31 protein-coding genes are annotated in these 26,184 nt (G+C 71.7%); 18 read left to right on the top strand and 13 right to left on the bottom strand.

What is annotated here, in order from left to right:
- A complete protein-coding gene (locus AC069K_RS18125; RefSeq protein WP_478617256.1) occupies window positions 1-1,038 on the bottom strand; it encodes an FtsX-like permease family protein in 1,038 nt (345 codons plus the stop codon).
- Window positions 1,039-1,171: 133 nt separating this feature from the next.
- Here AC069K_RS18125 and AC069K_RS18130 point away from each other — a divergent pair, with 133 nt between their 5' ends.
- The 5 genes from AC069K_RS18130 (at window position 1,172) to AC069K_RS18150 (ending at window position 4,818) form a co-directional block, all read left to right on the top strand.
- A complete protein-coding gene (locus AC069K_RS18130; protein WP_478617259.1) occupies window positions 1,172-2,341 on the top strand; it encodes a sensor histidine kinase in 1,170 nt (389 codons plus the stop codon).
- The gene (locus AC069K_RS18135) at window positions 2,338-2,979 is read left to right on the top strand and encodes a response regulator (RefSeq protein ID WP_478617262.1); all 642 of its coding nucleotides are present in this window, start codon (window positions 2,338-2,340) and stop codon (window positions 2,977-2,979) included. Before AC069K_RS18130 ends, AC069K_RS18135 begins: the two co-directional genes overlap by 4 nt.
- Before the next feature lie 102 nt (window positions 2,980-3,081).
- The gene (locus tag AC069K_RS18140; RefSeq protein WP_365099488.1) at window positions 3,082-3,408 is read left to right on the top strand and encodes a hypothetical protein; all 327 of its coding nucleotides are present in this window, start codon (window positions 3,082-3,084) and stop codon (window positions 3,406-3,408) included.
- Between the two features lie 9 nt (window positions 3,409-3,417).
- Complete coding sequence (locus tag AC069K_RS18145) at window positions 3,418-4,230, top strand: papain-like cysteine protease family protein (protein WP_478617266.1); 813 nt, start codon at window positions 3,418-3,420, stop codon at window positions 4,228-4,230.
- 9 nt (window positions 4,231-4,239) lie between these two features.
- Window positions 4,240-4,818 carry a hypothetical protein gene (locus tag AC069K_RS18150; protein WP_478617269.1) on the top strand — a complete coding sequence of 193 codons (579 nt, stop codon included), beginning with the start codon at window positions 4,240-4,242 and terminating at the stop codon, window positions 4,816-4,818.
- A gap of 218 nt (window positions 4,819-5,036) precedes the next feature.
- On the opposite strand, the gene AC069K_RS18155 is transcribed toward AC069K_RS18150, so the two are convergent.
- The gene (locus AC069K_RS18155) at window positions 5,037-5,345 is read right to left on the bottom strand and encodes a DUF5955 family protein (protein WP_358831430.1); all 309 of its coding nucleotides are present in this window, start codon (window positions 5,343-5,345) and stop codon (window positions 5,037-5,039) included.
- Window positions 5,346-5,497: 152 nt separating this feature from the next.
- Here AC069K_RS18155 and AC069K_RS18160 point away from each other — a divergent pair, with 152 nt between their 5' ends.
- The 3 genes from AC069K_RS18160 to AC069K_RS18170 all read left to right on the top strand — a co-directional run bounded on the left by AC069K_RS18160 (window position 5,498) and on the right by AC069K_RS18170 (window position 9,249).
- Window positions 5,498-6,106 (top strand): nucleotidyltransferase family protein, encoded by a 609-nt coding sequence (locus tag AC069K_RS18160; protein WP_478617273.1) that lies wholly within the window; start codon window positions 5,498-5,500, stop codon window positions 6,104-6,106.
- Window positions 6,107-6,343: 237 nt separating this feature from the next.
- Window positions 6,344-7,963: a malate synthase A gene (gene aceB / locus AC069K_RS18165; RefSeq protein ID WP_365099480.1), complete on the top strand. Its 1,620-nt coding sequence runs from the start codon at window positions 6,344-6,346 to the stop codon at window positions 7,961-7,963.
- An 80-nt stretch (window positions 7,964-8,043) separates the two neighbouring features.
- Window positions 8,044-9,249, top strand: a complete 1,206-nt coding sequence (locus tag AC069K_RS18170; protein ID WP_478617276.1) for an FAD-dependent monooxygenase — start codon at window positions 8,044-8,046, stop codon at window positions 9,247-9,249.
- On the opposite strand, the gene AC069K_RS18175 is transcribed toward AC069K_RS18170, so the two are convergent.
- Entirely contained in the window at window positions 9,239-10,222 is a 984-nt protein-coding gene (locus AC069K_RS18175) for a fibronectin type III domain-containing protein (RefSeq protein WP_478617279.1), read from the bottom strand. The two genes, AC069K_RS18170 and AC069K_RS18175, sit on opposite strands and share 11 nt — an antisense overlap.
- 144 nt (window positions 10,223-10,366) lie before the next feature.
- Here AC069K_RS18175 and AC069K_RS18180 point away from each other — a divergent pair, with 144 nt between their 5' ends.
- Window positions 10,367-10,963, top strand: coding sequence for a TIGR03086 family metal-binding protein (locus AC069K_RS18180; protein WP_478617282.1), 597 nt, complete (start codon window positions 10,367-10,369; stop codon window positions 10,961-10,963).
- Between the two features lie 95 nt (window positions 10,964-11,058).
- On the opposite strand, the gene AC069K_RS18185 is transcribed toward AC069K_RS18180, so the two are convergent.
- Window positions 11,059-11,667 (bottom strand): TMEM175 family protein, encoded by a 609-nt coding sequence (locus tag AC069K_RS18185; RefSeq protein ID WP_478617285.1) that lies wholly within the window; start codon window positions 11,665-11,667, stop codon window positions 11,059-11,061.
- 130 nt (window positions 11,668-11,797) lie between these two features.
- Here AC069K_RS18185 and AC069K_RS18190 point away from each other — a divergent pair, with 130 nt between their 5' ends.
- Window positions 11,798-12,646: a chitosanase gene (locus AC069K_RS18190; protein WP_478617288.1), complete on the top strand. Its 849-nt coding sequence runs from the start codon at window positions 11,798-11,800 to the stop codon at window positions 12,644-12,646.
- A gap of 87 nt (window positions 12,647-12,733) precedes the next feature.
- Here AC069K_RS18190 and AC069K_RS18195 read toward each other — a convergent pair whose 3' ends face one another.
- The 8 genes from AC069K_RS18195 to AC069K_RS18230 all read right to left on the bottom strand — a co-directional run bounded on the left by AC069K_RS18195 (window position 12,734) and on the right by AC069K_RS18230 (window position 18,627).
- Entirely contained in the window at window positions 12,734-14,140 is a 1,407-nt protein-coding gene (locus AC069K_RS18195) for a nucleobase:cation symporter-2 family protein (RefSeq protein ID WP_478617291.1), read from the bottom strand.
- A 19-nt stretch (window positions 14,141-14,159) separates the two neighbouring features.
- Window positions 14,160-14,309, bottom strand: a complete 150-nt coding sequence (locus AC069K_RS18200) for a hypothetical protein (RefSeq protein WP_478617294.1) — start codon at window positions 14,307-14,309, stop codon at window positions 14,160-14,162.
- Between the two features lie 143 nt (window positions 14,310-14,452).
- Window positions 14,453-15,838, bottom strand: a complete 1,386-nt coding sequence (locus AC069K_RS18205; RefSeq protein WP_478617297.1) for an 8-oxoguanine deaminase — start codon at window positions 15,836-15,838, stop codon at window positions 14,453-14,455.
- Window positions 15,839-15,975: 137 nt separating this feature from the next.
- Window positions 15,976-16,923: a factor-independent urate hydroxylase gene (gene pucL, locus AC069K_RS18210; RefSeq protein ID WP_358831420.1), complete on the bottom strand. Its 948-nt coding sequence runs from the start codon at window positions 16,921-16,923 to the stop codon at window positions 15,976-15,978.
- Between the two features lie 6 nt (window positions 16,924-16,929).
- The gene (gene uraH / locus AC069K_RS18215) at window positions 16,930-17,322 is read right to left on the bottom strand and encodes a hydroxyisourate hydrolase (protein WP_365102840.1); all 393 of its coding nucleotides are present in this window, start codon (window positions 17,320-17,322) and stop codon (window positions 16,930-16,932) included.
- Window positions 17,322-17,843, bottom strand: coding sequence for a 2-oxo-4-hydroxy-4-carboxy-5-ureidoimidazoline decarboxylase (gene uraD / locus AC069K_RS18220; RefSeq protein ID WP_478617303.1), 522 nt, complete (start codon window positions 17,841-17,843; stop codon window positions 17,322-17,324). Before uraD ends, uraH begins: the two co-directional genes overlap by 1 nt.
- A 158-nt stretch (window positions 17,844-18,001) precedes the next feature.
- Window positions 18,002-18,379 carry a helix-turn-helix domain-containing protein gene (locus AC069K_RS18225; RefSeq protein WP_365102846.1) on the bottom strand — a complete coding sequence of 126 codons (378 nt, stop codon included), beginning with the start codon at window positions 18,377-18,379 and terminating at the stop codon, window positions 18,002-18,004.
- The gene (locus AC069K_RS18230) at window positions 18,376-18,627 is read right to left on the bottom strand and encodes a YkoF family thiamine-binding protein (protein WP_358831668.1); all 252 of its coding nucleotides are present in this window, start codon (window positions 18,625-18,627) and stop codon (window positions 18,376-18,378) included. The genes AC069K_RS18225 and AC069K_RS18230 overlap by 4 nt, the downstream gene beginning before the upstream one ends.
- A gap of 134 nt (window positions 18,628-18,761) precedes the next feature.
- Here AC069K_RS18230 and AC069K_RS18235 point away from each other — a divergent pair, with 134 nt between their 5' ends.
- From AC069K_RS18235 to AC069K_RS18270, 8 genes are all read left to right on the top strand, one after another.
- Window positions 18,762-19,616, top strand: a complete 855-nt coding sequence (locus AC069K_RS18235) for a TIM barrel protein (protein WP_478617308.1) — start codon at window positions 18,762-18,764, stop codon at window positions 19,614-19,616.
- A gap of 67 nt (window positions 19,617-19,683) precedes the next feature.
- Window positions 19,684-20,574: a 2-hydroxy-3-oxopropionate reductase gene (locus tag AC069K_RS18240; RefSeq protein WP_365102852.1), complete on the top strand. Its 891-nt coding sequence runs from the start codon at window positions 19,684-19,686 to the stop codon at window positions 20,572-20,574.
- A 188-nt stretch (window positions 20,575-20,762) separates the two neighbouring features.
- A complete protein-coding gene (locus AC069K_RS18245; RefSeq protein WP_358831665.1) occupies window positions 20,763-22,220 on the top strand; it encodes a catalase in 1,458 nt (485 codons plus the stop codon).
- 785 nt (window positions 22,221-23,005) lie between these two features.
- On the top strand, window positions 23,006-23,749 hold the full coding sequence (locus tag AC069K_RS18250; protein ID WP_478617312.1) for a DUF6879 family protein: 744 nt from the start codon (window positions 23,006-23,008) through the stop codon (window positions 23,747-23,749).
- Complete coding sequence (locus AC069K_RS18255; protein ID WP_478617315.1) at window positions 23,746-24,615, top strand: helix-turn-helix domain-containing protein; 870 nt, start codon at window positions 23,746-23,748, stop codon at window positions 24,613-24,615. The genes AC069K_RS18250 and AC069K_RS18255 overlap by 4 nt, the downstream gene beginning before the upstream one ends.
- A gap of 58 nt (window positions 24,616-24,673) precedes the next feature.
- A complete protein-coding gene (locus AC069K_RS18260) occupies window positions 24,674-24,862 on the top strand; it encodes a hypothetical protein (RefSeq protein ID WP_478617318.1) in 189 nt (62 codons plus the stop codon).
- Window positions 24,859-25,110 (top strand): hypothetical protein, encoded by a 252-nt coding sequence (locus AC069K_RS18265; protein WP_478617321.1) that lies wholly within the window; start codon window positions 24,859-24,861, stop codon window positions 25,108-25,110. The genes AC069K_RS18260 and AC069K_RS18265 overlap by 4 nt, the downstream gene beginning before the upstream one ends.
- 168 nt (window positions 25,111-25,278) lie before the next feature.
- Window positions 25,279-25,743 carry a DUF6415 family natural product biosynthesis protein gene (locus AC069K_RS18270; RefSeq protein ID WP_478617324.1) on the top strand — a complete coding sequence of 155 codons (465 nt, stop codon included), beginning with the start codon at window positions 25,279-25,281 and terminating at the stop codon, window positions 25,741-25,743.
- A 72-nt stretch (window positions 25,744-25,815) separates the two neighbouring features.
- Here the strand turns inward: AC069K_RS18270 and AC069K_RS18275 are convergent, their stop codons facing one another.
- Window positions 25,816-26,037 carry a hypothetical protein gene (locus tag AC069K_RS18275; RefSeq protein ID WP_067166032.1) on the bottom strand — a complete coding sequence of 74 codons (222 nt, stop codon included), beginning with the start codon at window positions 26,035-26,037 and terminating at the stop codon, window positions 25,816-25,818.
- Between the last annotated feature and the right edge of the window lie 147 nt (window positions 26,038-26,184).

The raw sequence follows: 26,184 nt of genomic DNA on the forward strand, positions 1-26,184 counted from the left end.
TCATCGGGTACTCCCCAGGGCGGTCAGCGGGTCGACGGCGGTGACGCGCCGGATGGACAGGGCGGCGCCGAGCACGCCGAGGGCGATCGGGACGAGCGCGGGCACCAGCATGGTGCCGGCGGTCAGGGCGAACGGCACGGCGTCCCCGACGAGAGCGCCGACCGCCACCGCGAGCCCCGCCCCGGCCACCGCCCCCGCGCAGAGCAGCAGCACCGCCTGCCCCAGCGCGTCCCGCAGCAGATAGGGCGTGGACGCGCCCAGCGCCTTGAGGACCGCGATGTCCCCGCCGCGCTGGATCGTCCACACCGTGAAGAACGCGCCGACGACCAGCGCCGAGATGACGAAGAGGAAGCCGCGCATCAGCTGGAGCGAGCCGTTCTCGGCCCGGTAGGACGGCAGCGCCGCCAGCGCGCCGTCCCGGGTACGGGTGGTGGTGCCCAGCGCCCGGTCGGCCGCCGCGAGGTCCGCGCCGTCACCGAGGGTCAGCGCCACCACCGTGGCGGGCGCCCCGGGCGCCAGCGCCGTCCAGACGACCGGCGTGTGGCTGTAGGCGTCCTCGCCGCGCACCGCCGCGACGGTCAGCGCCCGGCCCCCGAGCGCCACCGTGTCGCCCTCCTCCGCCCGCAGCGCCTCCGCCGCGCCCCGGCTGAGGACCACGGCCCCGTCCCGTACGGGAGCGAGCCCCGAGCCGGGCCGGACCGCGAACACCGACACCGCCTCCGTCCGCTCCCCCGCCCGCGCGTTCACCGTGGAGATCGCGACCGGCTCGGCACCCCGCACCCCGGGCACCCGCCGCCACCCCTCCCAGACGGCCGGGCCGAGCGATGAGCTCGTGAACGACACCGCCCGGCCGTCCGGCGGCGCGGCGAAGGCGAGCCGGTCGGCGGGCAGCCCGACGACCGCCGAGGTGCTGTCCCGGGCGAGCCCGGCGGTCAGGCCGGACAGCAGGCCGACGAGCAGGGTGATGAGCACCACCACCGTCCCCATCAGCGCGAACCGGCCCTTGGCGAACCGGAGGTCTCTCCATGCGACGAACATGGCTCCACCCTCCCGGCCCGCCCCCGCCGGGACATCGCGCCGCGGCACGCATCGGCCGGATCGAAGGACGGAGCCGTACATCGAACTTTCGGTTGACCGGGCCGGGGCCGGTCCCGCCTACGCTGGAAGTCCTATGGACTCCCGCCCCCACGCCCCGGCCGCCCGGCTGTTGCGCCTGTGTCTGCACGCGCTGCTCGCCGGACTCCTCGCGCTGGTCGCGGTCCGCTCGACGGGCGACGCGGCGGTGTACGCGGCGGTCGGCGCGATGGCCGCGGTCTACGCGGCGGGGGTGCTCTCCCCCGCCGTGCGGCCCCGGACCCGCGCGGGCGCCTGGTGGCTCGGGGCGCTCTGCGCGGCCTGGCTGGTGTTGCTGGCGCTGTCGCCGGACGCGCTGTGGGCGGCCTTCCCCCTGTACTTCCTCCAGCTGCACCTGCTGCCGCGGCGCTGGGGCCCGCCCATCGTGCTCGCGACGGCCGGCGCGGCCATCGCGAGCTTCCTGCTCCACGGCGAGCGGGTCACGCCCGGCGCCTTCATCGGCCCGCTCCTCGGCGCGGCCGTGGCGGTCGCCACCGTCCTCGGCTACGAGGCGCTGTACCGCGAGAGCGAGCGGCGGCGCGAGCTGATCGAGGAGCTGGTGTCGACCCGCGCCGGGCTCGCCGAGGCGGAACGCGCGGCGGGCACGCTGGCCGAGCGCGAACGGCTGGCCCGGGAGATCCACGACACGCTGGCGCAGGGCCTGTCCTCCATCCAGCTCCTGCTACGGGCCGCCGAGCGCGCGCTGGGACCGGACGACCCGGCCCGCGCCCATGTCGAGCAGGCGCGTACGGCCGCCCAGGACAACCTCGCGGAGGCCCGCCGGTTCGTCCGGGCGCTCACCCCGCCCGGTCTGGAGCGGGCCTCGCTGCCGGGCGCGCTGGAGCGCCTGTGCGCCTCGACGCCCGGACCCGCCGTGCGGTTCGGGGTGAGCGGCACCCCGGTCGGGCTGCCCACGCCGTACGAGGTGGCGCTGCTGCGGATCGCGCAGTCGGCGCTCGCCAACACCGTCCAGCACGCGGCGGCGGAGCGCGCGGAGATCACGCTGAGCTTCATGGACACCTCGGTGGCACTGGATGTCGTCGACGACGGCAGGGGTTTCGAACCCGGCCGTGAGCGCCCCTTCGGCACGGGCGGGTTCGGGCTCCCGGCGATGCGGTCGCGGGCGCGTTCGCTCGGCGGCACCCTGAGCGTCGAGTCGGCGCCCGGCCAGGGCACGGCCGTCGCCATCACCCTGCCGCTGCCGCCACGGGAACGGGGTGCGGTGTGAGCGCCGGACCGATCAGGCTGCTGCTCGCCGACGACCACCCGATCGTCCGGGCGGGGCTGCGGGCCGTCCTCGGCACCGAGCCGGACTTCACGGTGGCCGGGGAGGCCGCGACCGCCGAGCGGGCGGTGGAGCTGGCGGCCACGGGCGGTTTCGACGTCGTGCTGATGGACCTCCAGTTCGGCGCCGGGGCACACGGCTCCGAGGCCACCGCGGCGATCACCGCGCGGCCGGGCGCGCCCCGGGTGCTGGTCCTCACCACGTACGACACGGACGCCGACATCCTGGCGGCCGTGGAGGCGGGCGCCTGCGGGTACCTGCTCAAGGACGCGCCGCCGGAGGAGCTGGCGGCGGCCGTGCGCACGGCGGCGGCCGGGCAGTCGGCGCTCGCCCCGGCGGTGGCGCACCGGCTGATGGACCGTATGCGCACCCCCGCCGAGGCGCTCACCCGCCGGGAGCTGGAGGTGCTGCAACTGGTCGGTGACGGCCTCTCCAACCTCCAGATCAGCAAGCGGCTCTTCCTGAGCCAGGCGACCGTCAAGTCCCACCTCGTCCACATCTACGCGAAGCTGGGAGTGGAGTCGCGCACGGCGGCGGTCGCGGCCGCCGGCGCGCGCCGGCTGATACGGCGTCCCGGCTGAGCGGCCGGCCGGGGCTTATTTCCTCTACGCCTGCGCGTCACCGGCCGACCGGAAGGGCATGCATGCGGCATGTGTCCGGCCTGACCCGCGTGGAGGCCCCGTATGCCACAGACAGCCCGCCAGTACTGGTGGAATCTGCAAGGACGCACCAGGCTCAACTTCAACTGGGGCATCATCAACCACGACTCGACGGTGATCGTCACGGCGTCCGAGTACAGCGTGGACAACAACGATCCCCGGCACAGTCCCCGGTTCATCGGCGCCGCCACGGTCACGGTGGAGAACATCAGCCCGCACTCCCCGCCCTACGACCCCAACCACGGCGTCACGTTCACGGTCAACGTGGAGTGGGGCGCGCCGCTGCACATCGTCACCGACATCACGGTCCTGGACGGCCCGCCGGTCGCCATCGAGTACCAGAACGGCTGAGGGGGGCCGATGCCGCGTACCGCACGTCAGTACTGGGCCGGCCTCCAGGGCCGTACCACGCTGAACTTCAACTGGGGCGCCATCGACCACGACTCGACGGTGATCGTCACGGTCTCCGAGTTCAGTGTCGACCCGGGCGACCTCAAGCACAGCCCCCGGTTCACGGGGGCGGCGCCGGTGCGGGTGAGCAACATCAGCCCGCACTCCCCGCCGTACGACCCCAACCACGGGGTCACGTTCGTGGTGACGGTCGACTGGGGCGCGCCGCTGCACATCGTCACCGACATCACGGTCCTCGACGACAAGCCCGTCCACCGGCTCTGGGACGGCGGCCGGCTCGCCTTCACCATGCAGGCGCAGCAGCAGACCAACTGGTGCTGGGCGGCGGTCTCCACCAGCATCGCGCGGTTCTACGACGCGGGCAGCACCTGGACCCAGTGCGCGGTGGCCAACTCGCAGACCGGCCGCACCGACTGCTGCGGCGGCGGGGCGAGCGGCGCCGGCTGCAACTCCCAGCAGCCGCTGGACAATCCGCTGCGGATCGTCGGCCACTTCGACCGGATGGTGAACAGCCGCGTGGACTTCGCGGGCGTCGAGTCGGAGGTCAAGGCGGGCCGCCCGCTGTGCGTCCGGATCGGCTGGTCGACCGGCGGCGGCCACTTCCTCACCGCCATGGGCGTGGACGCGCCGCCGAGCGGCTCGAACGCGATCGTGGCCGTCGACGACCCGATCTACGGCCGCTCCGACCAGGTCTACAACACGCTCGCGACCAGCTACCAGGGCAGTGGATCCTGGACCCACAGCTACTACACCCGGGCTTAGGGACGGACCATGGCGCTTCAAGTACCGCAGCCACCCCAGGAGTCGCGCTCGGCCGCGGAGGCCGGGGTCGAGCTCCTCGCGGGTCTCGGCCGGGTCCGCACCGCGACCCTGCTGCCCGCCGCGGCCGACGAGCTCCGGCTCGCCCATCCGCTTCAGATGTACGTGATCGGCCTCGCCGATCTGCCGGGCGGTCTCGACCGGGCCCGGCCGGTCGCCTGGCGCTATCTCGTCCAGCACGACTCGGGGCCGGTCGCGCTCGCCGAGACGGTACGGGACGAGGCGGGCGGGCACGTCTTCAGCCAGCTCAACTACGGACCGTTCGTGGCGGGGACGGCCGCCGCGCTGGAAGCGGCCGGGCACGAGCCGGGCGACGCGGAGGTGCGGCTGCTGCACCTTCCGGCCGTGCACCTGATCGCCGTCTGGCGGCACTCGCCCGGCTCGGACACCCTGATCCCGGCGGCCCCGGCGCCGACGGGGGTCGAGGCGGACCGGGCGTATCCGGCGGCCGAGCTCTTCGCGCTGCTCGCCCGGAACGCCCCGGAGGGGGTGCTGCCACCCGAGGCGGACGACGACCGGGGCGGCGGCTGAGCCCGGGGCAAGAACCGGGGAAACGGCGGGCCGGAAGCCGGGGGGCCGGGGGCCGGAAGCGGGGGGCGGAGGCCGGAGCCGGGGAGCCCAGGGCCGGAAGCCGGGGGGCCGGAGGTCGGCGGGCCGGGGGCCGGAGGTCGGTGGGCCAAGAACTGGGGGCGCTGGGAGACCGCGCGAGCAGCCGCGGACGGCCCCGCGTCCACCGCCGGGCCGCCGTCTCAGCGCGGTGGCTCCCCGAACAGGTCCACCGCTTCCCGGACCCCCTTCACGGCCACGGACAGCGCGCTCACCGACCCTATCGACCCCGCGATCAGCAACAGCGAGCGGCGCAGCCGTAACACCTCCGGCGCGCCCGAGAGCGCCATCGCGTCCAGCGCCGCCAGTTCGTCCTCGGCCACGGCCCGGTCGGGGAACTCCGCCGGATACCCCGCCAGCTCCCGGCGCAGCCGCGCCACGGCGACCCGCAGCCCCGCCACCTTCGCATCCGTACTGCCGGTCACGGGCCTCTGCTCCACGCGTCGCAACAAAGTTCCTTCCCCACGCACGCTTTCGTGCTGGCGCTCACAGCCCGTCAGCGAAGGTCAACTGACGGGAGTTGCGGGTCAGTTAACGCCATCGCGCCCGGCGCGCGCCACCGTGTGGACGGAATTCGGGGGGCGCATTCGGTATACGTGGGTCCATGACACCTCCGACGAACGACGAAGCGCAGGTCGTGGGCCTGCTTCTGGCGGCAGGCGGCGGGCGGCGCCTCGGCGGCCGCCCCAAGGCCCTGTTGACGTACCGGGGGCGCCCGCTGGTGGAGTACGCCGTGCGGATGCTGCGCGAGGGCGGCTGCACCGGCGTGCACGTCGTGCTGGGCGCCGCAGCGGACGAGGTGCGCGCCCGCGCCCGGCTGGAGGGCTGCGTACTGGTGGAGAACCCGGAGTGGGCCGAGGGCATGGGATCCTCCCTGCGGGTCGGGCTCGCCTCGCTCGGCGGCACGCACGCGGGGGCCGCCCTGGTGAGCCTGGTGGACCAGCCGGGCATCGGCGCCGAGGCGATCGGGCGGGTACGGGCCGCGTACCGCTCACCGGCCTCGCTCGCGGCGGCGGCGTACGACGGCAGGCGCGGCCATCCGGTCCTCCTCGGCGCCGACCGGTGGCAGCCGGTGGCGGCGAGCGCGCACGGCGACCGGGGGGCGCGCGCCTATCTCGCGGAGCACGAGCGGGAGATCACCCTCGTCGAGTGCGGGGACGTGGCCGAGCCGTACGACATCGATACCGAGGCGGATCTCGGGCGGCTCGGCTGATCCTCCGGTACACCTGGAGTGAACACGGTGGCACCGAGCGCCACGATCTGTCGACCCGGAGAATCTCGACATCAACAAACCATTGAACTTCCACTATGAGGAAACTAGTATCCACTGTTCAGAAGCGCCCGACTGATTGAGACGGCGCCCCCAGTCGCATCCCGGGGCCTGGCACTCCGTGCCATTTCTGCTTCCCGGCGGCCGGCCAGGGCACCGCCCGCGAAGGAGTGACAGCACATGTCCGCACCAGCGCCGTCCCCGCTGGCCATCGTCGACGCCGAGCCCCTGCCCCGGCAGGACGAGGTGCTCACCGACGCGGCCCTCGCGTTCGTGGCCGAGCTGCACCGGCTGTTCACGCCCCGCCGCGACGAGCTCCTGACCCGCCGCAAGGAGCGCCGCGCCGAGATCGCCCGCACCTCCACGCTCGACTTCCGCCCCGAGACCGCGGCCGTGCGCGAGGGCGACTGGAAGGTCGCCCCGGCCCCGGCGGCGCTCGATGACCGCCGGGTCGAGATCACCGGTCCGACCGACCGCAAGATGACCATCAACGCGCTGAACTCGGGCGCGAAGGTGTGGCTGGCGGACTTCGAGGACGCCTCCGCCCCCACCTGGGAGAACGTCGTCCTGGGCCAGCTCAACCTGATCGACGCGTACGAGCGGAGGATCGACTTCACCGACCCGAAGTCCGGCAAGTCGTACGCGCTGAAGGACGCGGGCGAGCTCGCCACCGTCGTGATGCGCCCGCGCGGCTGGCATCTGGAGGAGCGCCACCTGCGTTTCGACGGCCGCCCGGTCCCCGGCGCCCTGGTCGACTTCGGCCTCTACTTCTTCCACAACGCCAAGCGCCTGATCGAGCTCGGCAAGGGCCCCTACTTCTACCTCCCCAAGACGGAGTCGTACCTGGAGGCCCGCCTCTGGAACGACATCTTCGTCTTCGCGCAGGACTACGTCGGCATCCCGCAGGGCACCGTCCGCGCGACCGTCCTGATCGAGACGATCACGGCCGCGTACGAGATGGAGGAGATCCTCTACGAGCTGCGCGACCACGCCGCCGGGCTCAACGCGGGCCGCTGGGACTACCTCTTCTCCATCGTCAAGAACTTCCGTGACGGCGGCGCGAAGTTCGTCCTGCCGGACCGCAACGCGGTCACCATGACGGCGCCGTTCATGCGCGCCTACACCGAACTCCTGGTCCGCACCTGCCACAAGCGCGGCGCGCACGCCATCGGCGGCATGGCGGCCTTCATCCCGTCCCGCAAGGACGCCGAGGTCAACAAGGTCGCCTTCGAGAAGGTCAAGGCCGACAAGGACCGTGAGGCGGGCGACGGCTTCGACGGCTCCTGGGTCGCGCACCCCGACCTCGTGCCGATCGCGATGGCCTCCTTCGACGCCGTCCTCGGCGACCGGCCGAACCAGAAGGACCGGCTGCGCGAGGACGTCTCCGTGGCGCCCGGCGACCTGATCGCCATCGACTCCCTCGACGCCAGGCCCACCTACGACGGACTGCGCAACGCCGTCCAGGTCGGCATCCGCTACATCGAGGCCTGGCTGCGCGGTCTGGGCGCGGTCGCCATCTTCAACCTCATGGAGGACGCGGCCACCGCCGAGATCTCCCGCTCGCAGATCTGGCAGTGGATCAACGCGGGGGTGGTCTTCGAGAACGGCGAACTCGCCACCGCCGACCTCGCCCGCAGGGTCGCGGCCGAGGAACTGGCCGCGATCCGCGCCGAGATCGGCGAGGAGGCCTTCGCCGCCGGCCGCTGGCAGCAGGCCCACGACCTGCTCCTGAAGGTCTCCCTCGACGCGGACTACGCCGACTTCCTGACGCTGCCCGCCTACGAGCAGCTCGTCGGCTGACCCGACGCCGTCGCACGCGGGGCCGGGGCGGATCCTTCGCCTCCGGCCCCGCGCCGCGTCCGCCCTGCCAGAATGAGCGGATGGTACGCGGAGGCAGGGTCGCCGTGGTCGGCGGCAGTATCGCGGGGTGCGCGGCGGCCGTGGCCGCCCACCGGGGCGGCGCGGCGGAGGTCACCGTCTTCGAACGGGCCTCGGGCCGGCTCGCGGACCGGGGCGTGGGACTGGCCGTGCACAACGACCGGTACGCCGAGCTGGAGGCGGCCGGCTACCTCGACGCCACCATGCCGTGGCTCCAGTTGACCCGGCGGTGCTGGTACGTACGGGACGGGTCGGCACCCCTGGGGCGGCGGATCGGGGAGCTGCCGTTCCCCTTCCGTACGTACAACTGGGGCCCGCTCTGGCACGAGCTGCGCGACCGGGTGCCCCCCTCCGCCGACTTCCGGGCCGGGGCGGCCGTCGAGGCGGTGGAGGTCACCCCGGACGGCGTGGAGCTGGCGACCGGCGGCGGCAGCGAGCGGTTCGACCTGGTGATCGGGGCCGACGGCTACCGCTCGGTGGTCCGCACGGCCGCCTGCCCCGAGGTGCGTCCGCGCTACGCGGGCTATCTGGCCTGGCGCGGCGCCTTCGCGGCCGAGCGGCTGATGGCGCCGGAGCTGTGGCCCGACGAGGACTGCGTGTACGCGGTGTTCCCCGGTGGGCACGTGATCATCTACCGCATCCCCGACGGCCGGGGCGGGCTGCGGATCAACTGGGTGCTGTACACCGCCCCTCCCCCCGACCTCGGCCTGCGCTTCGACAACCCCACCAGCCTGCCGCCCGGCACCCTGGCCGCGACCCTGCACACCCGGCTCGCCCACATCGCCGACACCTGCCTCGCGCCCTACTGGGGCCAGTTGGTCCGCACGACCACCGCCGAGGAGCTCTTCGTCCAGCCGATGTACGACTTCACCGCGCCGCACTACGCCACCGGCCGCCTTCTCCTGGCCGGCGACGCGGCGACGGTGGCGCGCCCGCACACCGGCGGCGGCGCGGTCAAGGCGCTCCAGGACGCCACCGCCCTGGAGGCGTGCCTGACCGCAGGACCGGACTGGCCGGCGGCGCTGAGCGCGTACGGCACGAGCCGGGCCGCGACCGGCAAAGCCATGGTGGAACTGGGCCGGCAGCTCGGGGCCGGGCTGGTCGAGCGGACGCCGGACTGGAGCGCGATGGACCAGGACGGCCTGGAGAGGTGGTGGCGGCAGGCGGACGGCTCGGGCGCGTTCGGCGGCCGCCGCCTCACCTCGTAGGCGTACCGCCGATGACGACCGTGCGCTGGGCCGAGAAGTCGCCCCACTTCCCGTCGGGGAGGCGGGCGCGGAGTCTGAGGCGGTAGCGGGTGCCGGGCTTCTCGGCGGAGACGGTGAGGCTGTACGCCGCCCTGCCCGGGGGCGGTGCCGCGCCGAACACGATGGTCGTGGTCAGCCGTCCGTCGAGGAAGAGCTGGTAGGCGGTGACCGGACCGCCGGTGTCGGGCGGGCGCCAGGAGAGCGCGACGGTCGGCACCCCCGCCGCCACCTCGTAGCGGGCGCCGAACCCGGTGGGCGCGGTACTGGCGGGCGCGCCCGGCGCGGACGCCGTGGTGAGGTCCACGGCGCCGCTGTCCGGCGAGGAGCGGTCGGCGGCGTCGCGGGCCCGGACGGTGAAGGTGTAGACGGTCCCGGGCCGCAGCCCGGTGACCCGGGCGCTCGTCTCGCGCCCGGGGACGCTGTGGATCCGTACGTCCTCCTGGTAGACGTCGTAGGCGGTGACGCCCACGTCGTCGGTGGAGCGCCGCCAGCTCAGCAGCGCCGCGCGGCTCCCCTCGGCCCGGCCCCGCAGCGCGCCCGGGGCGGTGGGCGGCGCGTGGTCGGCGGGGCTCGGCGCGGGGGTGGTGACGGTGACGGGGGCGCTCGGCGCGGAGAGGTTGCCGGCGGCGTCACGGGCGCGCACGGTGAAGCTGTGGGCGGTCGAGGGGGCGAGCCCGTCGACGTCGGTCATGTGCTTGGTGCCCGGGACGGTCCTGACCCGGGTGCCGCCCTTGAGGACCTCGTACCCGGTGACGCCCCGGTCGTCGGTGGACGCCTCCCACATGACGTGCACGGAGGTGGCGCTGCCGGCCTGCGCGGTCACCGCGCCCGGTACGGTCGGCGCCGTGCCGTCCCGCTCCTGGGCGGTCGCGGAGCAGGCGGCGAGGGCGAGGGCGGCGAGCGCCGACAGGGCGTGGCGGACGGGGTGGTGCACGGCCGGGACCTCCCTCCGTACAGTTGGTCCAGACCTATATCGCACAGTCGGCGGCGCACGGCAAGGGGGCGGACGATCCGGGTCCGGCCGGGAATTCCTCCCGCCCTTCGATGAGTTCCGCCCGCCGGACCGGTCTGTACCGGCATGGACACTCACCCGCAGTCCCCCCGCCCCGACCTCGGGCCCGCCGCCGACGCCGTGGCCCGTCTGCTCGGCGGTGTACGCGAGGAGCAGCTCGCGGCGCCTACACCGTGCCCCGAGTACTCAGTACGCGAGCTCATCGGGCACCTCGACGGACTGACCACCGCCTTCGAGGCGGCCGCCCGCAAGGACTTCGGCTCCGCGACCGCCACCGACCCGGGGTCGGTCACCCCCGTGCCGCCCGCCGACTGGCGCGCCGGGATGCCCGGGCGTCTCGCGGCGCTGGCCGAGGCGTGGCGCGCGCCGGAGGCCTGGGACGGTGACACCCAGGCGGGCGGCTTCACGTTCCCCGCCGCGATCGCGGGCGTGGTCGCGCTCAACGAACTGGTCGTCCACGGCTGGGACCTGGCGCGGGCGACCGGGCAGCCCTACGATCCGGGCGCGGCGAGTCTGGCGGTGGTCCACGGCTTCTTCGAGGCGAGCCGCGACGACGCGATGCGCGCACCCGCGTTCGGGCCGGTCGTGGAGGTGCCCCGGGACGCCCCGGCGCTCGACCGGGTGGTGGGGCTCAGCGGGCGGGATCCGGGCTGGACCGCCTGAGCCCGGCCGGGGAACAACCTGCCCCGCGACACGAAAGCCGAGGGAGACCGCGGTCGAGGCCGCGGGCACACCGGTGCCCGCGGCCTGACGCTGCGTCAGGCTGGTTGCTTGGTCGGGACCTTGAGCTGGTTGAAGCCGTAGTACACGGCCAGTACGCCGTGCGCGGCGAGCGTCAGCGGCGCCGAGACGAAGGCGAGCAGGACCGTCGCCGGATAGGCGAGCGAGCCGACGGCGAAGCGGGCGCGGGTGGCGCGGGCGGCGGTGAAGTCGACGCGTTCGTCGAAGAGGTGGCCGGTGCGGGTCACATGCCACCACAGCGCCTGGAAGTTGAGGGCCATGACCACCATGAGCCCGCTGTAGACGGCGGCGGCCACGTGCGAGGCGTCGCCCTCCCGTAGGTATTCGGCCATCAGCCCGGCCGGCCAGGGGATCGCCGCGACCGTCATGAGCAGCAGCAGATTGAGGAACATCAGTGTGCGGTCGACGCGTACCACATAGCTGAACAGCGTGTGGTGGTTGACCCACATGATGCCGATGACCAGGAAGCTCACCACATAGGCGGCGTACGAGGGCCACTGGTGCCCCAGGTCGCTCCAGAGGTGGTCGCCCGCGTGCGGGGGCACCTTGATTTCCAGGATCAGAAGGGTGATCGCGATGGCGAAGACGCCGTCGCTGAAGGCCTCCACCCGGCTCGATTCATTCACCGGGTGAACTGAACCCGAACCGCGCCGAATCTTCAACTTCCTTTTGCCGCAAGGGTGTACGGCTCTCCACGGCAGTGGTAGGAAAGTTTCCTAACAAAACAGGGAACGACCGACTCCCCCAGGAGGTCAGGTGCTCACCCCCCACTCCAGCGCCCTCGCACGACGTCTGCGGATCACCGCGTCCGCCGTGCTCGGCGCCGCCGTGATCGCGCTCCCCGCGGCCACCGCCACCGCCGCGACCAGCCACAATGCCCCCATGGCAGCAGCGGCTACCGGGCTCGACGACCCGGCCAAGAAGGAAATCGCGATGGAGCTCGTCTCCAGCGCGGAGAACTCCTCACTGAACTGGAAGGCCCAGTACAAGTACATCGAGGACATCGACGACGGCCGGGGCTACACGGCCGGCATCATCGGGTTCTGCTCCGGCACCGGTGACATGCTCGACCTGGTCGAGCTGTACTCGGCCCGCGAGCCCGGGAACGTGCTCCAGAAGTACCTGCCCGCGCTGCGCAAGGTGAACGGGAGCGACTCGCACGCCGGGCTCGACCCCAACTTCACCAGGGACTGGAAGACGGCCGCCTCCGAGACCGCCTTCAAGAACGCCCAGAACGACGAGCGGGACCGCGTCTACTTCAACCCCGCCGTCAAGCAGGGCAAGGCCGACGGTGTGGGCACGCTCGGGCAGTTCATCTACTACGACGCCATCGTCATGCACGGCGACGGCGGCGACCCGACCAGCTTCAGCAGCATCCGCAAGAAGGCGCTGGCCAAGGCGAAACCGCCGTCCCAGGGCGGCGACGAGACGAAGTACCTCAACGCCTTCCTCGACGCCCGCGTCTGGGCGATGAAGCAGGAGGAGGCGCACAGCGACACCAGCCGTGTCGACACCGAGCAGCGGGTGTTCCTCAAGAAGGGCAACCTCAACCTGAACACGCCGCTGGACTGGAAAGTCTACGGCGATCCGTACCACATCGGCTGAGCCGGCCGTATGACAGAGCGGCGCGTACGACACGGGGTAGGTGTCGTACGCGCCGCTCGCGTGCGGGCCGGGCGGGGCGGGGCGGGCTCAGTGCGCGGCCACCACGGGCTCCGCGATCACCGGGGCCCCGTCCGGCGAACTCGCCTTCCTCCCCAGGTGGTTGAAGGCAAGGTTGAGCACGATCGCCACCACGCAGCCGGTGGAGATACCGGAGTCGAGCACCACGCGGACGTTCTCCGGGAAGGCGTGGTAGAAGGTCGGCGCGGCGATGGGGATCAGCCCGATGCCGAGCGCCGCGGCGACGATCAGGGCGTTCTCGCTCTGCTCCAGGGCGGCGGTGGCGAGGGTCTGGATGCCGCTGGCCGCGACCGAGCCGAACAGGACGATGCCCGCGCCGCCGAGCACCGGCAGCGGTACGAGCGCGATCACGGACGCGGCCACCGGGCAGAGCCCGAGCAGGATGAGGATGCCGCCGCCGGTGGCGACCACGAAGCGGCTGCGCACCCTGGTCATCGCGACCAGGCCGATGTTCTGGGCGAAGGCGCTCGCCATGAAGCCGTTGAAGAGCGGGCTGAGCGCGCTGCCGAGGGTGTCGGCGCGCAGTCCGCCCTCGATGGTCCGCTCGTCGGCGGGCCGTCCGACGATCTTGCCGAGCGCCAGCATGTCGGCGGTCGACTCGGTCATGCAGACCAGCATCACGATGCACATCGAGACGATGGCGGCGGCCTCGAAGTGCGGGGCGCCGAAGTGGAACGGCGTGGGGAAGCCGACCGCGTCCGCGCCGCGGATCGCGTCCAGGCTGGTCATGTGGAACGGCACGGCGACCAGGGTGCCGACGACCAGTCCGAGCAGGATCGCGATCTGCTGGAGGAAGCCGCGCAGCAGCCTGCGCAGGGCGAGGACGATCACCAGGGTGAGCGCGGCCATGCCGATGTTCTTCATCGAACCGTAGTCGTGGGCCGCGGCGTTGCCGCCCTGGGCCCAGCGAAAGGCCACCGGGAGCAGCGAGACGCCTATCAGGGTGATCACGGTGCCGGTGACGACGGGCGGGAAGAAGCGGAGCAGCCTGCTGAAGTACGGGGCGAGCAGGAAGCCCAGCACGCTGGCGACGATCACCGCCCCGAAGATGACGGCCATGCCCTCGTGGCCGCGGTCCTTGCCGATGGCGATCATCGGGGTGACTCCGGCGAACGAGACGCCGTTGACGAACGGCAGCCGGGCGCCGACCTTCCAGAACCCGAGGGTCTGGAGCAGGGTGGCGAGCCCGGCGGTGAAGAGGCTCGCGCCGATCAGGAACGCGGTCTCCGCGGGGGTGAGCCCGACGGCGGGTCCGACGACCATGGGCGGGGCCACCACGCCCGCGTACATCGCGGCCACGTGCTGGAGGCCGCTGGTGAACATCTTCAGGGGAGGCAGGGTCTCGTCGACCGGGTGTTTCTCGTGGGCGGGGTCGGGAGCACTGACGTCGTTGCGAAACCTGGGCTGCGGGGCCACGGGCGGTTCCTCCGGTCGGTTACGCGTCGGCGGCGACGCGGGTGTCAGGGAGGTGGTGCGGGGTGACGCGTGCGGGGTGCGGCGGTGTCGCGTACGGCGTACGGCAGGGTCGCGTACGGGTACGGGAGGTGCGGGCGGTACGGGTGGTGCGCCGTGCGGGGATGGGCACGGGTCACCGTCCCGGGAAGCGCGCACGTATAGGTGGTGCGCGCTTCCCGGGCGCGGCTGCCGCGGACCCCGCTCGGGTCCACGGCGACCGGCCGAGGGCCGTCCCCCTCGGCCGGACTCCTGGGCGGGAATCCCGGTCCGGGATCAGCCCTGCGCGGCGATCCGCGCGAGGCGCTGCGCCTCGTCCCGCGTGGCGCGGGCGATGGCGTCCTCGTCGACGTTGAGGAGCCGGTTGTCCTCGACGATCTGCTTGCCGTTCACAAACGACGCCGTCACCGGGGCGGCGGCGCCGAAGACCAGGGCGGTGACCGGGTCGGAGATGGAGGCGTGGGCGAGGGTGTCGAGCTTCCAGAGCACGAAGTCGGCGAGCTTGCCGGCTTCGAGGGAGCCGATCTCGGCGGCGCGGCCGAGCACCTGGGCGCCTCCGTACGTACCGAGCCGCAGCGCCTGACGGGCGTTCAGGGCCGCCTCGCGGTGGGCGCCGAGACGGTTGATCAGGAGCGCGTTGCGCAGTTCCGTGTGGAGTTCGCCGGACTCGTTGGAGGCGGTGCCGTCGACACCGAGACCGACCGGGACACCCGCCTTCAGCATGTCGGGGACCCGGGCGATACCGGCGGCCAGGCGCGCGTTGGAGGAGGGGCAGTGGGCGACGCCGGTGCCGGTGCGGGCGAAGGCGGCGATGTCGGAGTCGTTCATGTGGACGCAGTGCGCCATCCACACGTCCTCGCCGAGCCAGCCGGTCGACTCGAAGTAGTCGGTGGGGCCCATGCCGAACAGCTCCTTGCAGAACTGCTCCTCCTCCACGGTCTCCGAGCCGTGGGTGTGCAGCCGTACGCCCTTGCGGCGGGCCAGCTCCGCGCCCTGCTTCATCAGCTCGGTGGAGACCGAGAACGGCGAGCACGGGGCCACCGCCACCTGCGTCATCGCGCCGAACGAGGCGTCGTGGAAGCGGTCCACGGTCTCCTCGGTCCCGGCGAGCGCGCCCTCCAGGGTCTCGACGGCGAAGTCCGGCGGCAGCCCGCCGTCCTTCTTGCTGCGGTCCATGGAGCCGCGGGCGAGAGTGAAGCGGACCCCCATCTCGGAGGCGGCGCCGATGATCGCGCCCGACAGGTCCCCGGCGCCCTTCGGGTAGACGTAGTGGTGGTCCATCGCGGTGGTCACGCCGCCGCGGGCCATCATGGCGAGCGAGCCCTGCGCCGCGACGCGGCCCATCTGCTCGTCGATGCGGGCCCAGGTGGGGTAGAGCGCCACGAGCCAGTTGAAGAGGTTGTGGTCGGTGGCCAGGCCGCGCGTGATCCACTGGTAGAAGTGGTGGTGCGTGTTGACCAGGCCGGGGGTCACCAGGTGGCCGGTGCCGTCGATGCGGCGGACCACGCTTTCCAGGCCCTGCGGGGCACTGCCCGCGCCGATCGACTCGATCGTGTTGCCGGCGACGACGAGGTGTCCCGAGGCGTACTCGGTGTCGTCGGCGTCTACGGTCGCGATCGCACAGTTCTCGATGACGATGCGCTGGGCTGCCGATGGTGCCATCGTGCTTCCTCTTTTTCTGCTGCTGAGACGAGTGGGCACGGCAGGACCCTAGAGGATTTGAGTGCCGGGGCCGGGTGGCCCACGGGTGCCGAGTGAGGAACGCGCCCCCGGGCGGCGGAGTCCGGGGGCGCTCCGCGTCAGAGGTTGGTCATGTCGACGGGGATGCGCGGCTCGACACCGTCCCGCAGGATCGTCGCCTCGATCAGACCGTAGGGCCGGTCGGCCGCGAAGTAGACCTCGTTGTCGTTCTTGAGCCCGAACGGCTCCAGGTCGACCAGGAAGTGGTGGTTGTTCGGCAGCGAGAAGCGGATCTCGTCGATCTCGCTGCGGCTGTTGATGACCCGCGCACCCATCTGGTACAGGGTCTGCTGGAGGGAGAGCGAGTACGTCTCGGCGAAGGCCTGCAGGATGTGCTTCTTGGCCTGCTCGTACGACTTCTCCCAGTTGGGCATCCGGTCGTCGTCGCTGGACCAGTGGTAACGCCAGGCGGCGGAGACGTCGGTGCACAGGATGCGGTCGTACGCCTCCTTCAGCGTCGTGTACTTGTCCTTGACGTAACCCCAGAACTCCGAGTTGGTGGAGTTCATGACCGTCAGGTCCTTCAGACCGGAGATGACCTCCCAGTTCTCACCGTCGAAGGTGATCTGGGTGGTGCGCAGTTCCTGGCCCTTGCGGGCGAAGGAGTGCCGTACCTCGTCCGAGCCGATGAACTTGGAGTTGGCGTCGGAGGTGGCGATCCGCTCCCAGGCGTACTCCTCGATGCGGATGCGCGCCCGGTGGATCGGCTCCTGCGACGTCACGAAGTGGCGGGCGAGGTGGATGCCGAACTGCTCGGCGGACTCTATGCCGTGCTCCTTGGCGAAGGCGAACACCGTGTTCTTGGTGGTGTCCGTCGGCAGGACGTTCGCGTTCGAGCCGGAGTAGTGGACGTCCTCCATGTCGCCGGAGAGGGCGACCGAGACGTTCAGGTCCTTGATGTGGTGCGTGTCGCCGTCCCGCGTGATCTTGACGACGCGGTTCTCCGCCTTGCCGTACTGGTTCTGTCCGAGGATCACAGGGCGGGTGGTACGGGAAAGGTCGGTCATTGTCTGCTAGCTCCCTCGGTAAACGGAGTAGCCGAACGGGTTGAGCAGCAGCGGTACGTGGAAGTGCTCGCCCGGCACGACGGCGAACGTGATCGCCACCTCCGGGAAGAACGCACCGCTGTCCCTTACGCGGGGGGCGTCCTGCTGCGCCTCGGCGGCTTGCTTCTTGGCGAAGTACGTCTCGGTCTCGAAGTCGAGCCGTACATGGGTCGTGCCCTCCGGCAGCGCCGGAAGGTCCTTGCAGCGCCCGTCCGCGTCGGTCGCGGAGCCTCCGAGCGCCACCCACTCGGCGTCGCGGCCCGAGCGGGCGGCGAGCGAGACGGCGACGCCCTCGGCGGGGCGTCCGACGCTGGTGTCCAGGATGTGCGTGGACACCGATGCGGTGGTCGCGGTGCTCATCAGTGGCTGTCCTCTTCTTCTGTTTCCACGAGACGGGTCAGCCGGATCCGGTTGATCTTCCCGAGTTCGGCGCGCACGATCTCGCGCTCCGCCTCGGCGGTGTTGCCGATCCTGGCCTTCATCGCGTCGCGCATCTGCTCACCGGTGGCCCCGGTGGCGCAGATCAGGAAGACATGCCCGAACCGGTCCTGGTAGGCCAGGTTGAGTGCGAGCATCTCGGCCCTGAGCTCCTCGGTGGCGCCGGCCATCCCCCGCTGCTCGCGGGCGGAGGTCGGGTCGCCGGGCTTCGGCCGCCCGATCGGCGCGTGCCCCGCCATCGCCTCTTCCAGGTCCTTCACGTCCAGCTCGGCCATGGCGGCGTCGCTTGCGGTGAAGAGCGCGTCGGCGGTGGCGTACGGGCGCTGGGCGAGCAGCTTGCTCGCCCATGCCGAGCTGGCGCACACCTCGTGGAGCACGGCGAGCGCCGTGCTGTCGTCGGAGGTGTTGAACCGGGCGAGGCCCGGCGTCGAGGTCGAAGTCACGAACGGCCTCCGTGGCCTTGGTGCTGGACGGGCTGCGGATAGCTAACGCCCTCGGAAACATCACGTCAACACTTTGTTGAAAACTTGGAGCAACAAAAAGCCGCCGCCCGGGACTTTCGGACGGCGGCTCGGCGAGCACGACTCGCGGGCGGGCGTTCTCACTCGCTTCGGGCCGCGTTTTCCCTGTTCAGGTAGTTGTACACGGTGAAGCGGCTGACCCCGAGGGCGGACGCGACGGTCTCCACCCCATGGCGTACGGAGAAGGCTCCGCGCGCCTCCAGGGTCCGTACGACCGACTGCTTGGCCTTGCGGTCGAGCTCGGCCAGCGGTCTGCCGTGGCGGCGCTCCAGGGCGGCCAGGATGTGGTCGAGGGAGTCCGACAGCTGGGGCAGCCGCACCGCGATGACGTCCTCGCCCTCCCAGCTGAGCAGCACGTCGTCGGGCTGGGCCTGGTCGGGGCCCAGTATCTCCGCCCCCATGGCGTCCACCAGCGGCTTGACCGCGGTGACCAGCGGGTGGTCGGCGGGCTCGGTCACTTCTCGCCCTCCCCCACCACGTTCACCTGGAGCGAGACGCGGGTGGCGCCGGCCGCCAGGGACTGGCGCAGCAGCGCGTCGACGGCCGTGAGCACCTCGTCGGCGCCGCCCTCGGCGGTGTTGCCGAAGGGCCCCACGTCCACGGCGTCGAGCGCCGCCGTCTGCAGGACCTCACGGGCGGCCACCGCGTGCGGCGGCGCCTCGTCGAGGTCGAAGGGCTCGGTCGTGAACTCCACTCTCAATCGCACGCGCACAACCTACTGCCCGGATCGCGGGATCCGGGAGGCCAATCGGACGGGCCCTCTTGACAAGCCCGCCACCCGCGCTGCAACCTTCCATCAAGCAGAAACTAACTTCCGCAATACGGAAGGAGCCGAACCCCATGGCCCCCCTGTTTGAGCATGGACGCGGCTCGGACCAGCGCTTCGATGTGAACCTCTCGATCCTCTTCACGGAACTCCCGCTCCTGGAGCGCCCCGCGGCCGCCGCCGCGGCCGGCTTCACCGCGGTCGAGCTGTGGTGGCCCTGGATCGAAACCCCCACCCCGGCGCAGGCCGAGCTCGACGCCCTGAAGAAGGCGCTCGACGACGCCGGCACCCGACTCGTGGGACTGAACTTCTACGCGGGCGCCCTGCCGGGGCCCGACCGCGGAGCCCTCTCCGTACCCGGCGAGGAGTCGGACCGCTTCCGCGCCAACATCGAGGTCGCGGCCGACTTCGCCGCCTCGGTGGGCTGCAGGGCGCTCAACGCGCTGTACGGCAACCGGGTGGAGGGCGCCGACCCGCAGGTCCAGGACGCGCTCGCGCTGGAGAACCTGGTACTGGCCGCCCGCGCGGCCGACCGGATCGACGCGATCCTCCTGATCGAGGCCCTCAACAAGCCGGAGTCACCGCTCTACCCGCTGGTGAGCGCCCCGGCCGCGATCGAGGTCGTCGACAAGGTGAACGCGGCGACCGGTCTCGGCAACGCCAAGTTCCTCCTCGACGTCTACCACCTGTCGATGAACGGCGAGGACGTCTCCCAGGTCATCGAGGCCTACGCGGACAAGACCGGCCATGTGCAGATCGCCGACAACCCGGGCCGCGGTGCGCCGGGCACCGGCTCGCTGCCGCTCGGCGCCCTGCTCGACCAGCTGGCCAAGGCCGGTTACGACGGCTGGGTCGGCCTGGAGTACAAGGCCGCCGACGCCGCCGCGTCCTTCGCGTGGCTGCCGGCCGAGGCCCGCGCGGCGCGCTGAGGCCTCCCCCCGGCTCGGCCGACCCCCGAACTTCCTGACGCACCACCGCAGTTGAGAGAGGCCCGACATGAGCACGCTTCCCACGATCGCATGGATCGGCCTCGGCATCATGGGCTCCCCCATGTCCGAGAACCTGATCAAGGCCGGTTACCCGGTCACCGGCTTCACCCTGGAGCAGGACAAGCTGGACCGGCTGGCCGCCGCCGGTGGCACCGCCGCCTCCTCGATCGCCGACGCGGTCAGGGACGCGGACGTCATCATCACGATGGTCCCGGCGTCCCCGCAGGTCGAGGCCATCGCCTACGGCGAGGACGGCATCCTGGCCAACGCCCGCAAGGGCGCCCTGCTGATCGACATGTCCTCGATCACCCCGCAGACCTCGGTCGACCTCGCCAAGAACGCTGAGGAGAAGGGGATCCGCGTCCTGGACGCCCCGGTCTCCGGCGGCGAGGCCGGCGCCATCGAGGCCGTGCTCTCCATCATGGTGGGCGGCGACAAGGCCGACTTCGACGCGGCCAAGGACATCTTCGACGCGCTGGGCAAGACCATCGTGCTCTGCGGCCCGCACGGCTCCGGCCAGACGGTGAAGGCCGCCAACCAGCTCATCGTGGCGGTCAACATCCAGGCGTGCGCCGAGGCCGTGGTCTTCCTGGAGAAGTCGGGCGTGGACCTCGCCGCGGCCCTGGACGTCCTCAACGGCGGTCTGGCCGGCTCGACCGTGCTGACCCGTAAGAAGGACAACTTCCTCAAGCGGGACTTCGCGCCGGGCTTCCGCATCGACCTGCACCACAAGGACATGGGCATCGTCACCGACGCCGCCCGCAACGTCGGCGCGGCGCTCCCGGTCGGCGCGGTGGTGGCCCAGCTGGTCGCCTCGCTGCGCGCCCAGGGCGACGGCGGCCTCGACCACTCGGCGCTGCTGCGCGCGGTCGAGCGCCTGTCCGGCGCCCGCGTCTGAGCCTTCCGGCTCCCCCAGACTTCCGGGCGGCGGTGGCGCCGACACCTGTCCTGTCGCGCCCAGGCGTCGCCGCCGCCCGGAACACCCCACTTCATTTTCAACAAACTGTTGACGTTCGCTTCGGGGCGTACCTACGCTCCTGACACCGCAGACCGCTCAGCAGTGCAGCTCCCGTACGGAAGGTCACGATGTCGAAGCGCGTGCTTACGACCGAGTCCGGCGCCCCCGTCGCCGACAACCAGAACTCCGCCACCGCCGGCGTCGGTGGCCCCATCCTCCTCCAGGACCAGCACCTGCTGGAGAAGCTGGCGCGCTTTAACCGTGAGCGGATCCCGGAGCGCGTGGTCCACGCCCGCGGCTCCGGCGCGTACGGCTACTTCGAGGTGACCGACGACGTCACCGGCTTCACCAAGGCCGACTTCCTCTCCCAGGTCGGCAGGCGCACCGAGACGTTCATCCGCTTCTCCACGGTGGCGGACTCGCTCGGCGGCGCGGACGCGGTCCGCGACCCGCGCGGCTTCGCGCTGAAGTTCTACACCGAGGACGGCAACTACGACCTCGTCGGCAACAACACGCCGGTCTTCTTCATCAAGGACCCGATCAAGTTCCCCGACTTCATCCACTCCCAGAAGCGCGACCCGTTCACGGGCAGGCAGGAACCGGACAACGTCTGGGACTTCTGGGCGCACTCCCCCGAGGCCACGCACCAGATCACCTGGCTGATGGGCGACCGCGGCATCCCGGCGTCGTACCGCCACATGAACGGCTACGGCTCGCACACCTACCAGTGGACGAACGCGGCGGGCGAGGCGTTCTTCGTCAAGTACCACTTCAAGACCAACCAGGGCATCCGCTGCCTGTCGTCCGAGCAGGCGGCGGAGCTGGCGGGCAAGGACGCCAACTCGCACCAGACCGACCTCCTCCAGGCGATCGAGCGCGGCGTGAACCCGTCCTGGACGCTGTACGTGCAGGTCATGCCGGCGTCCGAGGCGCCCGACTACCGCTTCAACCCCTTCGACCTGACGAAGGTGTGGCCGCACGCCGACTACCCGCTCCAGCGGGTGGGGCGCCTGGTCCTGGACCGCAACCCCGACAACGTCTTCGCCGAGGTCGAGCAGGCCGCCTTCTCCCCGAACAACTTCGTTCCGGGCATCGGCCCCTCGCCCGACAAGATGCTCCAGGGCCGCCTGTTCGCGTACGCGGACGCGCACCGCTACCGCCTGGGCGTCAACCACACCCAGCTGCCGGTGAACGCGCCGAGGGCGACGGTGGCGGACAACTACGGCCGCGACGGTCTGATGGCGACGCGCTACGGCTCGCGCCACGACAAGAACTACGAGCCGAACTCCTACGCGGGCCCGTCCCAGACGGACGAGGCGCTCTCCGCCCCGCTGGCGATCGCGGGCTGGACCGGCACCCACGCGGCCCCGACCCACGTCAAGGACGACGACTTCTTCCAGGCGGGCGAGCTGTACCGCCTGATGTCGGACGACGAGAAGTCCCGCCTGGTCGCGAACATCGCCGGGGGCCTGTCCCAGGTGACCCGCGACGACGTGATCGAGAAGAACCTGGCCCACTTCCACGCGGCGGACGCCGAGTACGGCAAGCGCGTGGAGGAGGCGGTCCGCGCCCTGCGCGAGGACTGATCCTCCGCTCACAACCCCCAGACCGCGTACGGCCCCTGACGGGAGGTCGGGTGCCGTACGCAGTCCGAACCATCGGCCCGGATGAGGGGTGGCCGGTGGTCTCGGACGACTCGGTGATCGCGGCGGCGCGTCGATGCCAGTGCGGTGGTCAAGGTCTGCCCCGGCTCCTTCTTGACCTGAAGGAAGAAGCCGGGACCAAACCAATCGCCCGCCGCCGCGATCCCGCCACCTCCCCTACCAGGCTCGCCCGGCGGCGCGAACGGCCACTCCCATCGGCCGCCCTCGCACTGCTCCGCAGGCTTCGCCCGGCTGCGCCGGACTCCGTCCGCCGGGCCACCTCCCCTACCAGGCTCCGCCCGGCGGCGCGAACGACCACTCCTATCGGCCGCCCTCGCACTGCTCCGCAGGCTTCGCCCGGCCGCGCCGGACTCCGTCCGCCGGCCACCTCCCCCACCAAACTCCGCCCGGCGGCGCGAACGTCCTGTCGCGCCCAGCCTCGTTCCGTCGGGCGGTCACCACTTCGGAGCCCGGGCGCTCGGTTCGGTTTACGGTCCCGAATCGAGCGCTCGTTGATCAAGGCTTCACCTGGACGTATGGGTGGAGCCTTGATCCTTTTCGCGACCGCGGGAACGTCACGGGAACAGGGGCGGGGCTTCCACCCACTCGACGCCCGAGGCGCTCGCCGCCACCCCCGGCACGTCCACATTCGCAATCTGCTGCAATCCGCCCCCGCCCGCGCGCGATCCGCCGCATCCTGGTCCTCCGTTCAGCAGATGGAGGGCTCCGTGACGCTCCGCTTCATCGGCACCACCAGCGACGAGGGTGGCTGCCCCACCCTGTACGAGATTCCCGAGACCGACGAGATCCTCGTCCAGGGCGTCCGTGAGACCGACCCCCAGCATCTGGTGCGGCTGCGTGACGTGGAGCCCGATGAGACGTTCGTACGCGTGCCACGCGCTCTGATTACTCGCTACGCGCCTCGTGCTGCCGCGCCCGAGCTTCAGCCCTTCTCCTCCATCGCTCACCTCTTCCGCGAGTTCCGGCACACCGCCTGGCGGCTGGAGACGCGCCGCGGCTACGCCACTGACCGCACCAGCGAGAAGTGGCGGCGCTGGCAGGCGGGCGAGGACATCGTCGCCGCCGAGCCCGAGAACCCGTGGCGGCAGAACGTGGCCGAGCAGACAGCGGCCGGGAAGCTCTTCGGCCGGGTACGGCTCGTCGACGACCCGGTCACGGAGGGGCAGCGCTTCCTTCTCGCGAGTGCGCCCAGCAACGTGGCGGCCGGTGAGGACATCCGCTACCTCACCCGCGCCCGCGCCCAGGAGTTGCGTCTGCCCGACTTCGACTTCTGGCTGTTCGACTCCCGCTTCCTGGCCAGGTTCGCGTTCGACGAGGCCGACACCACCCTCGGGGTGTACGTCAGCGAGGACCCGGCTGAAGTCCTCGCTGCCTGTCAGGCCCGCGATGCTGCCTGGCACCATGCGGCCCGTACCGCCGAGGGCGTCGGGGCGGTACGTTCCGTGGTGTGAGCAGTGACTTCCAGTCCGCCCGCATTGCCCTCGGCGGGCGCTTGCGCGAGCTTCGCGTCGAGGCAGGGTTCGACGGCAAGGGCATCGCGGCGGCCCTCGGGTGGCAGCGCTCCAAGGTGAGCCGTCTGGAGACCGGGAAGCAGACCCCCTCGAAGGGCGATCTCACGCAGTGGGCCCAGGCAGTCGGCCGCTCCGACCTCGCGGCGGAGCTGACGGGACGGCTGACCGGTCTGGAGACGCACTACCGTTCCTGGCGTCGCCAGTTGGCCGGCGGCCGCGCCGCCCGCCAGGAGCAGGCCATCGTGGAGACCGCCGCCACCCGGATGATCCGGGGCGTGGAAGTGGCGCGCATCCCGGGCCTGTTCCAGACACCGGAGTACGCCCGCTCCACCTTCCGGTCCAACGCCGACTTCCGGCAGCTCCCCCGGGACATCGAAGAGGCCGTACGCGCACGGGTCCGACGCCAGGAGGCGCTGTATGAACCCGGGCGACGCTTCCGTTTTCTGGTGTGGGAGGCCGCCCTGTACGTCGTCACCTGCCCGTACGAGGTGATGGCTGAACAACTGGACCGGCTGACGAGCCTGATCGGCCTGGACACGATCGAGCTCGGCATCATCCCGTTCGGAGCCCGGCTGAAGAGGTCACCGGCGCATGGGTTCTGGATCTATGATCAGCGGCTCGTCATCGTCGAGACGATCAACGCCGAGCTGTGGCTGGACGACGAGGACAGCCTCGCCCTCTACACCCGGGCGTGGGAGTGGCTGTCCGAAGGCGCGGTGTACGGCCCGCAGGCCCGCCGTCTGATCAGTCGCGCCCGGTCCTCCATGGAGCGCAGTTCGCAATCGCAGCCAACCGCGGATCTGTAGCCGCAATCCGGCGCAATCGCGGGGACCTCGCGCAATCGGTCGCCCTACCGTGCTGGCCATGACCCCAGAACCCCCTGCTGAACAGCAGTCCTTGGACGGCCCCGCACAGGGTCCGCGGTGCGAGGCATGCCACGAGACCGGCGCGGACATCGTGACCCTCGTGGTCATCGGCGAGGGCGGTGAGGCCTCGACGCACGCGCACCGCGGCTGCACCGTGGCTGCCGCGGTGGGGGCGGTGTCGGGATGACGGCACACCCCCGCATCGCGCAGTGGCTCGCATCCGCACTCGACACCCCGTCGAAGGCGTGGCTGGGGTGGGAGCGAGGTGGCACGGCGATGCTGCCCACCGGCCGCGCGTTCGACGCGGTGCGCATCTCCGCCGAGATCATCCACGCTGTCGCGCAGAGCGGACATCCGGACGTCGTCCGCCCGTGTCTCGACCGCCTCGTGGACGGCCCGGTCATCCACGACGCCTACGGCGTGGGGGTTTCCTAGTACGTCCTCGTCCCCGTCGGCGCTCGTATCGAGCACACCGGCACCGATGCCCCGGTCCTCGCTCACGGGACCTACGTCGGCGTCCCCGATGTGCACCGCACCGCCCGGCCCGGACCCTACTGGCTCCTGCCGCCCCGAGGCGTCGGGGACCTCTGCACGCCGAGGGGCGTGGACCGGCTGATCCGCCTCGGCCGTCAACGGATCGACGACCCCGCGTCCGGCCCGGCCGGCCCCGATCTGGAGGCCATCGAGCAGAGGTGTCGCACGCTCCTCACCGGGCCCGCAGACCTGGCGCACGATCTGAGCGCGGCGACGGAGGCCACACAGCGCGCCCGCGGCTACCTCATGGTGGCGCTCCCGGTCCTCGATGACGCCGCCGGCCGGATGCCGGCCGAGGCTCCCGCACGCAGCCGCGTCCTGCTGGGCATCACCGAGGCGCACCGTCAGCTGGGTCAAGCGCGGGAGGAGGCCGTTCCGGTCCGCCAGTACGCGCACGCGCGACGCCTCGCCGAGTGCTGCCTCGCTCAGTTGGCGCTCCTGCGCGAACTGGACGTGCCGACGGATGTGGCGGCTTCCGCCCCTGACTGCCGCTACGGACCGACGGCCTCAGCGACCGGCACGCGCACGGCCTGAATGACAAAAGCCCCGTCCACAGATCAGCTGATCGTGGGCGGGGCCTCGGTCTGGGTGTGGGTGGTGCTGGGGTCAAAGGCGGTGCATGCGGGTGTAGGGGCTCAGGATGCGGGCGCGTCGGGAGCCGAAGTCGACGAGCATGGCGACTCCGTCCTCGACGCCCACGATCGTGCCCAGGCCGAACTGGTCGTGGGAGACCCGGTCGCCCAGGGCGAAGGTCTTGGCCTGCGGCTCGACCGGAGCTTTGAAGGGACTGGTGGGCAGGTGGCGCCTCGGCGCGGACGGCTGCGTCATGGTCCTACCAGTATGCGCCGTCCCGGCCCGTACCACCTGCCTCCACTCGTCTCGGATTCGACACGATTGGGCCGGGAGCCGTGGAACGCCGCGGGACGGACCCGAAAGAGTGAACGCCGAAAGGCCCCGGCGCCACCCCCCACGGGA

Source organism: Streptomyces sp. NPDC043908 (assembly GCF_056435525.1).

Excerpts from the sequence above, each read along its gene's own strand:
- aceB (WP_365099480.1), top strand. The coding sequence starts at position 6,344 with ATGTCCGCACCAGCGCCGTCCCCGCTGGCCATCGTCGACGCCGAGCCC.
- AC069K_RS18205 (WP_478617297.1), bottom strand. The coding sequence starts at position 15,838 with ATGGCACCATCGGCAGCCCAGCGCATCGTCATCGAGAACTGTGCGATC.
- AC069K_RS18160 (WP_478617273.1), top strand. The coding sequence starts at position 5,498 with ATGACACCTCCGACGAACGACGAAGCGCAGGTCGTGGGCCTGCTTCTG.
- AC069K_RS18145 (WP_478617266.1), top strand. The coding sequence starts at position 3,418 with ATGCCGCGTACCGCACGTCAGTACTGGGCCGGCCTCCAGGGCCGTACC.
- AC069K_RS18275 (WP_067166032.1), bottom strand. The coding sequence starts at position 26,037 with ATGACGCAGCCGTCCGCGCCGAGGCGCCACCTGCCCACCAGTCCCTTC.
- AC069K_RS18150 (WP_478617269.1), top strand. The coding sequence starts at position 4,240 with ATGGCGCTTCAAGTACCGCAGCCACCCCAGGAGTCGCGCTCGGCCGCG.
- pucL (WP_358831420.1), bottom strand. The coding sequence starts at position 16,923 with ATGACCGACCTTTCCCGTACCACCCGCCCTGTGATCCTCGGACAGAAC.
- AC069K_RS18245 (WP_358831665.1), top strand. The coding sequence starts at position 20,763 with ATGTCGAAGCGCGTGCTTACGACCGAGTCCGGCGCCCCCGTCGCCGAC.
- AC069K_RS18235 (WP_478617308.1), top strand. The coding sequence starts at position 18,762 with ATGGCCCCCCTGTTTGAGCATGGACGCGGCTCGGACCAGCGCTTCGAT.
- AC069K_RS18170 (WP_478617276.1), top strand. The coding sequence starts at position 8,044 with ATGGTACGCGGAGGCAGGGTCGCCGTGGTCGGCGGCAGTATCGCGGGG.
- AC069K_RS18180 (WP_478617282.1), top strand. The coding sequence starts at position 10,367 with ATGGACACTCACCCGCAGTCCCCCCGCCCCGACCTCGGGCCCGCCGCC.
- AC069K_RS18130 (WP_478617259.1), top strand. The coding sequence starts at position 1,172 with ATGGACTCCCGCCCCCACGCCCCGGCCGCCCGGCTGTTGCGCCTGTGT.
- AC069K_RS18265 (WP_478617321.1), top strand. The coding sequence starts at position 24,859 with ATGACGGCACACCCCCGCATCGCGCAGTGGCTCGCATCCGCACTCGAC.
- AC069K_RS18140 (WP_365099488.1), top strand. The coding sequence starts at position 3,082 with ATGCCACAGACAGCCCGCCAGTACTGGTGGAATCTGCAAGGACGCACC.
- AC069K_RS18260 (WP_478617318.1), top strand. The coding sequence starts at position 24,674 with ATGACCCCAGAACCCCCTGCTGAACAGCAGTCCTTGGACGGCCCCGCA.
- AC069K_RS18125 (WP_478617256.1), bottom strand. The coding sequence starts at position 1,038 with ATGTTCGTCGCATGGAGAGACCTCCGGTTCGCCAAGGGCCGGTTCGCG.
- AC069K_RS18240 (WP_365102852.1), top strand. The coding sequence starts at position 19,684 with ATGAGCACGCTTCCCACGATCGCATGGATCGGCCTCGGCATCATGGGC.
- uraH (WP_365102840.1), bottom strand. The coding sequence starts at position 17,322 with ATGAGCACCGCGACCACCGCATCGGTGTCCACGCACATCCTGGACACC.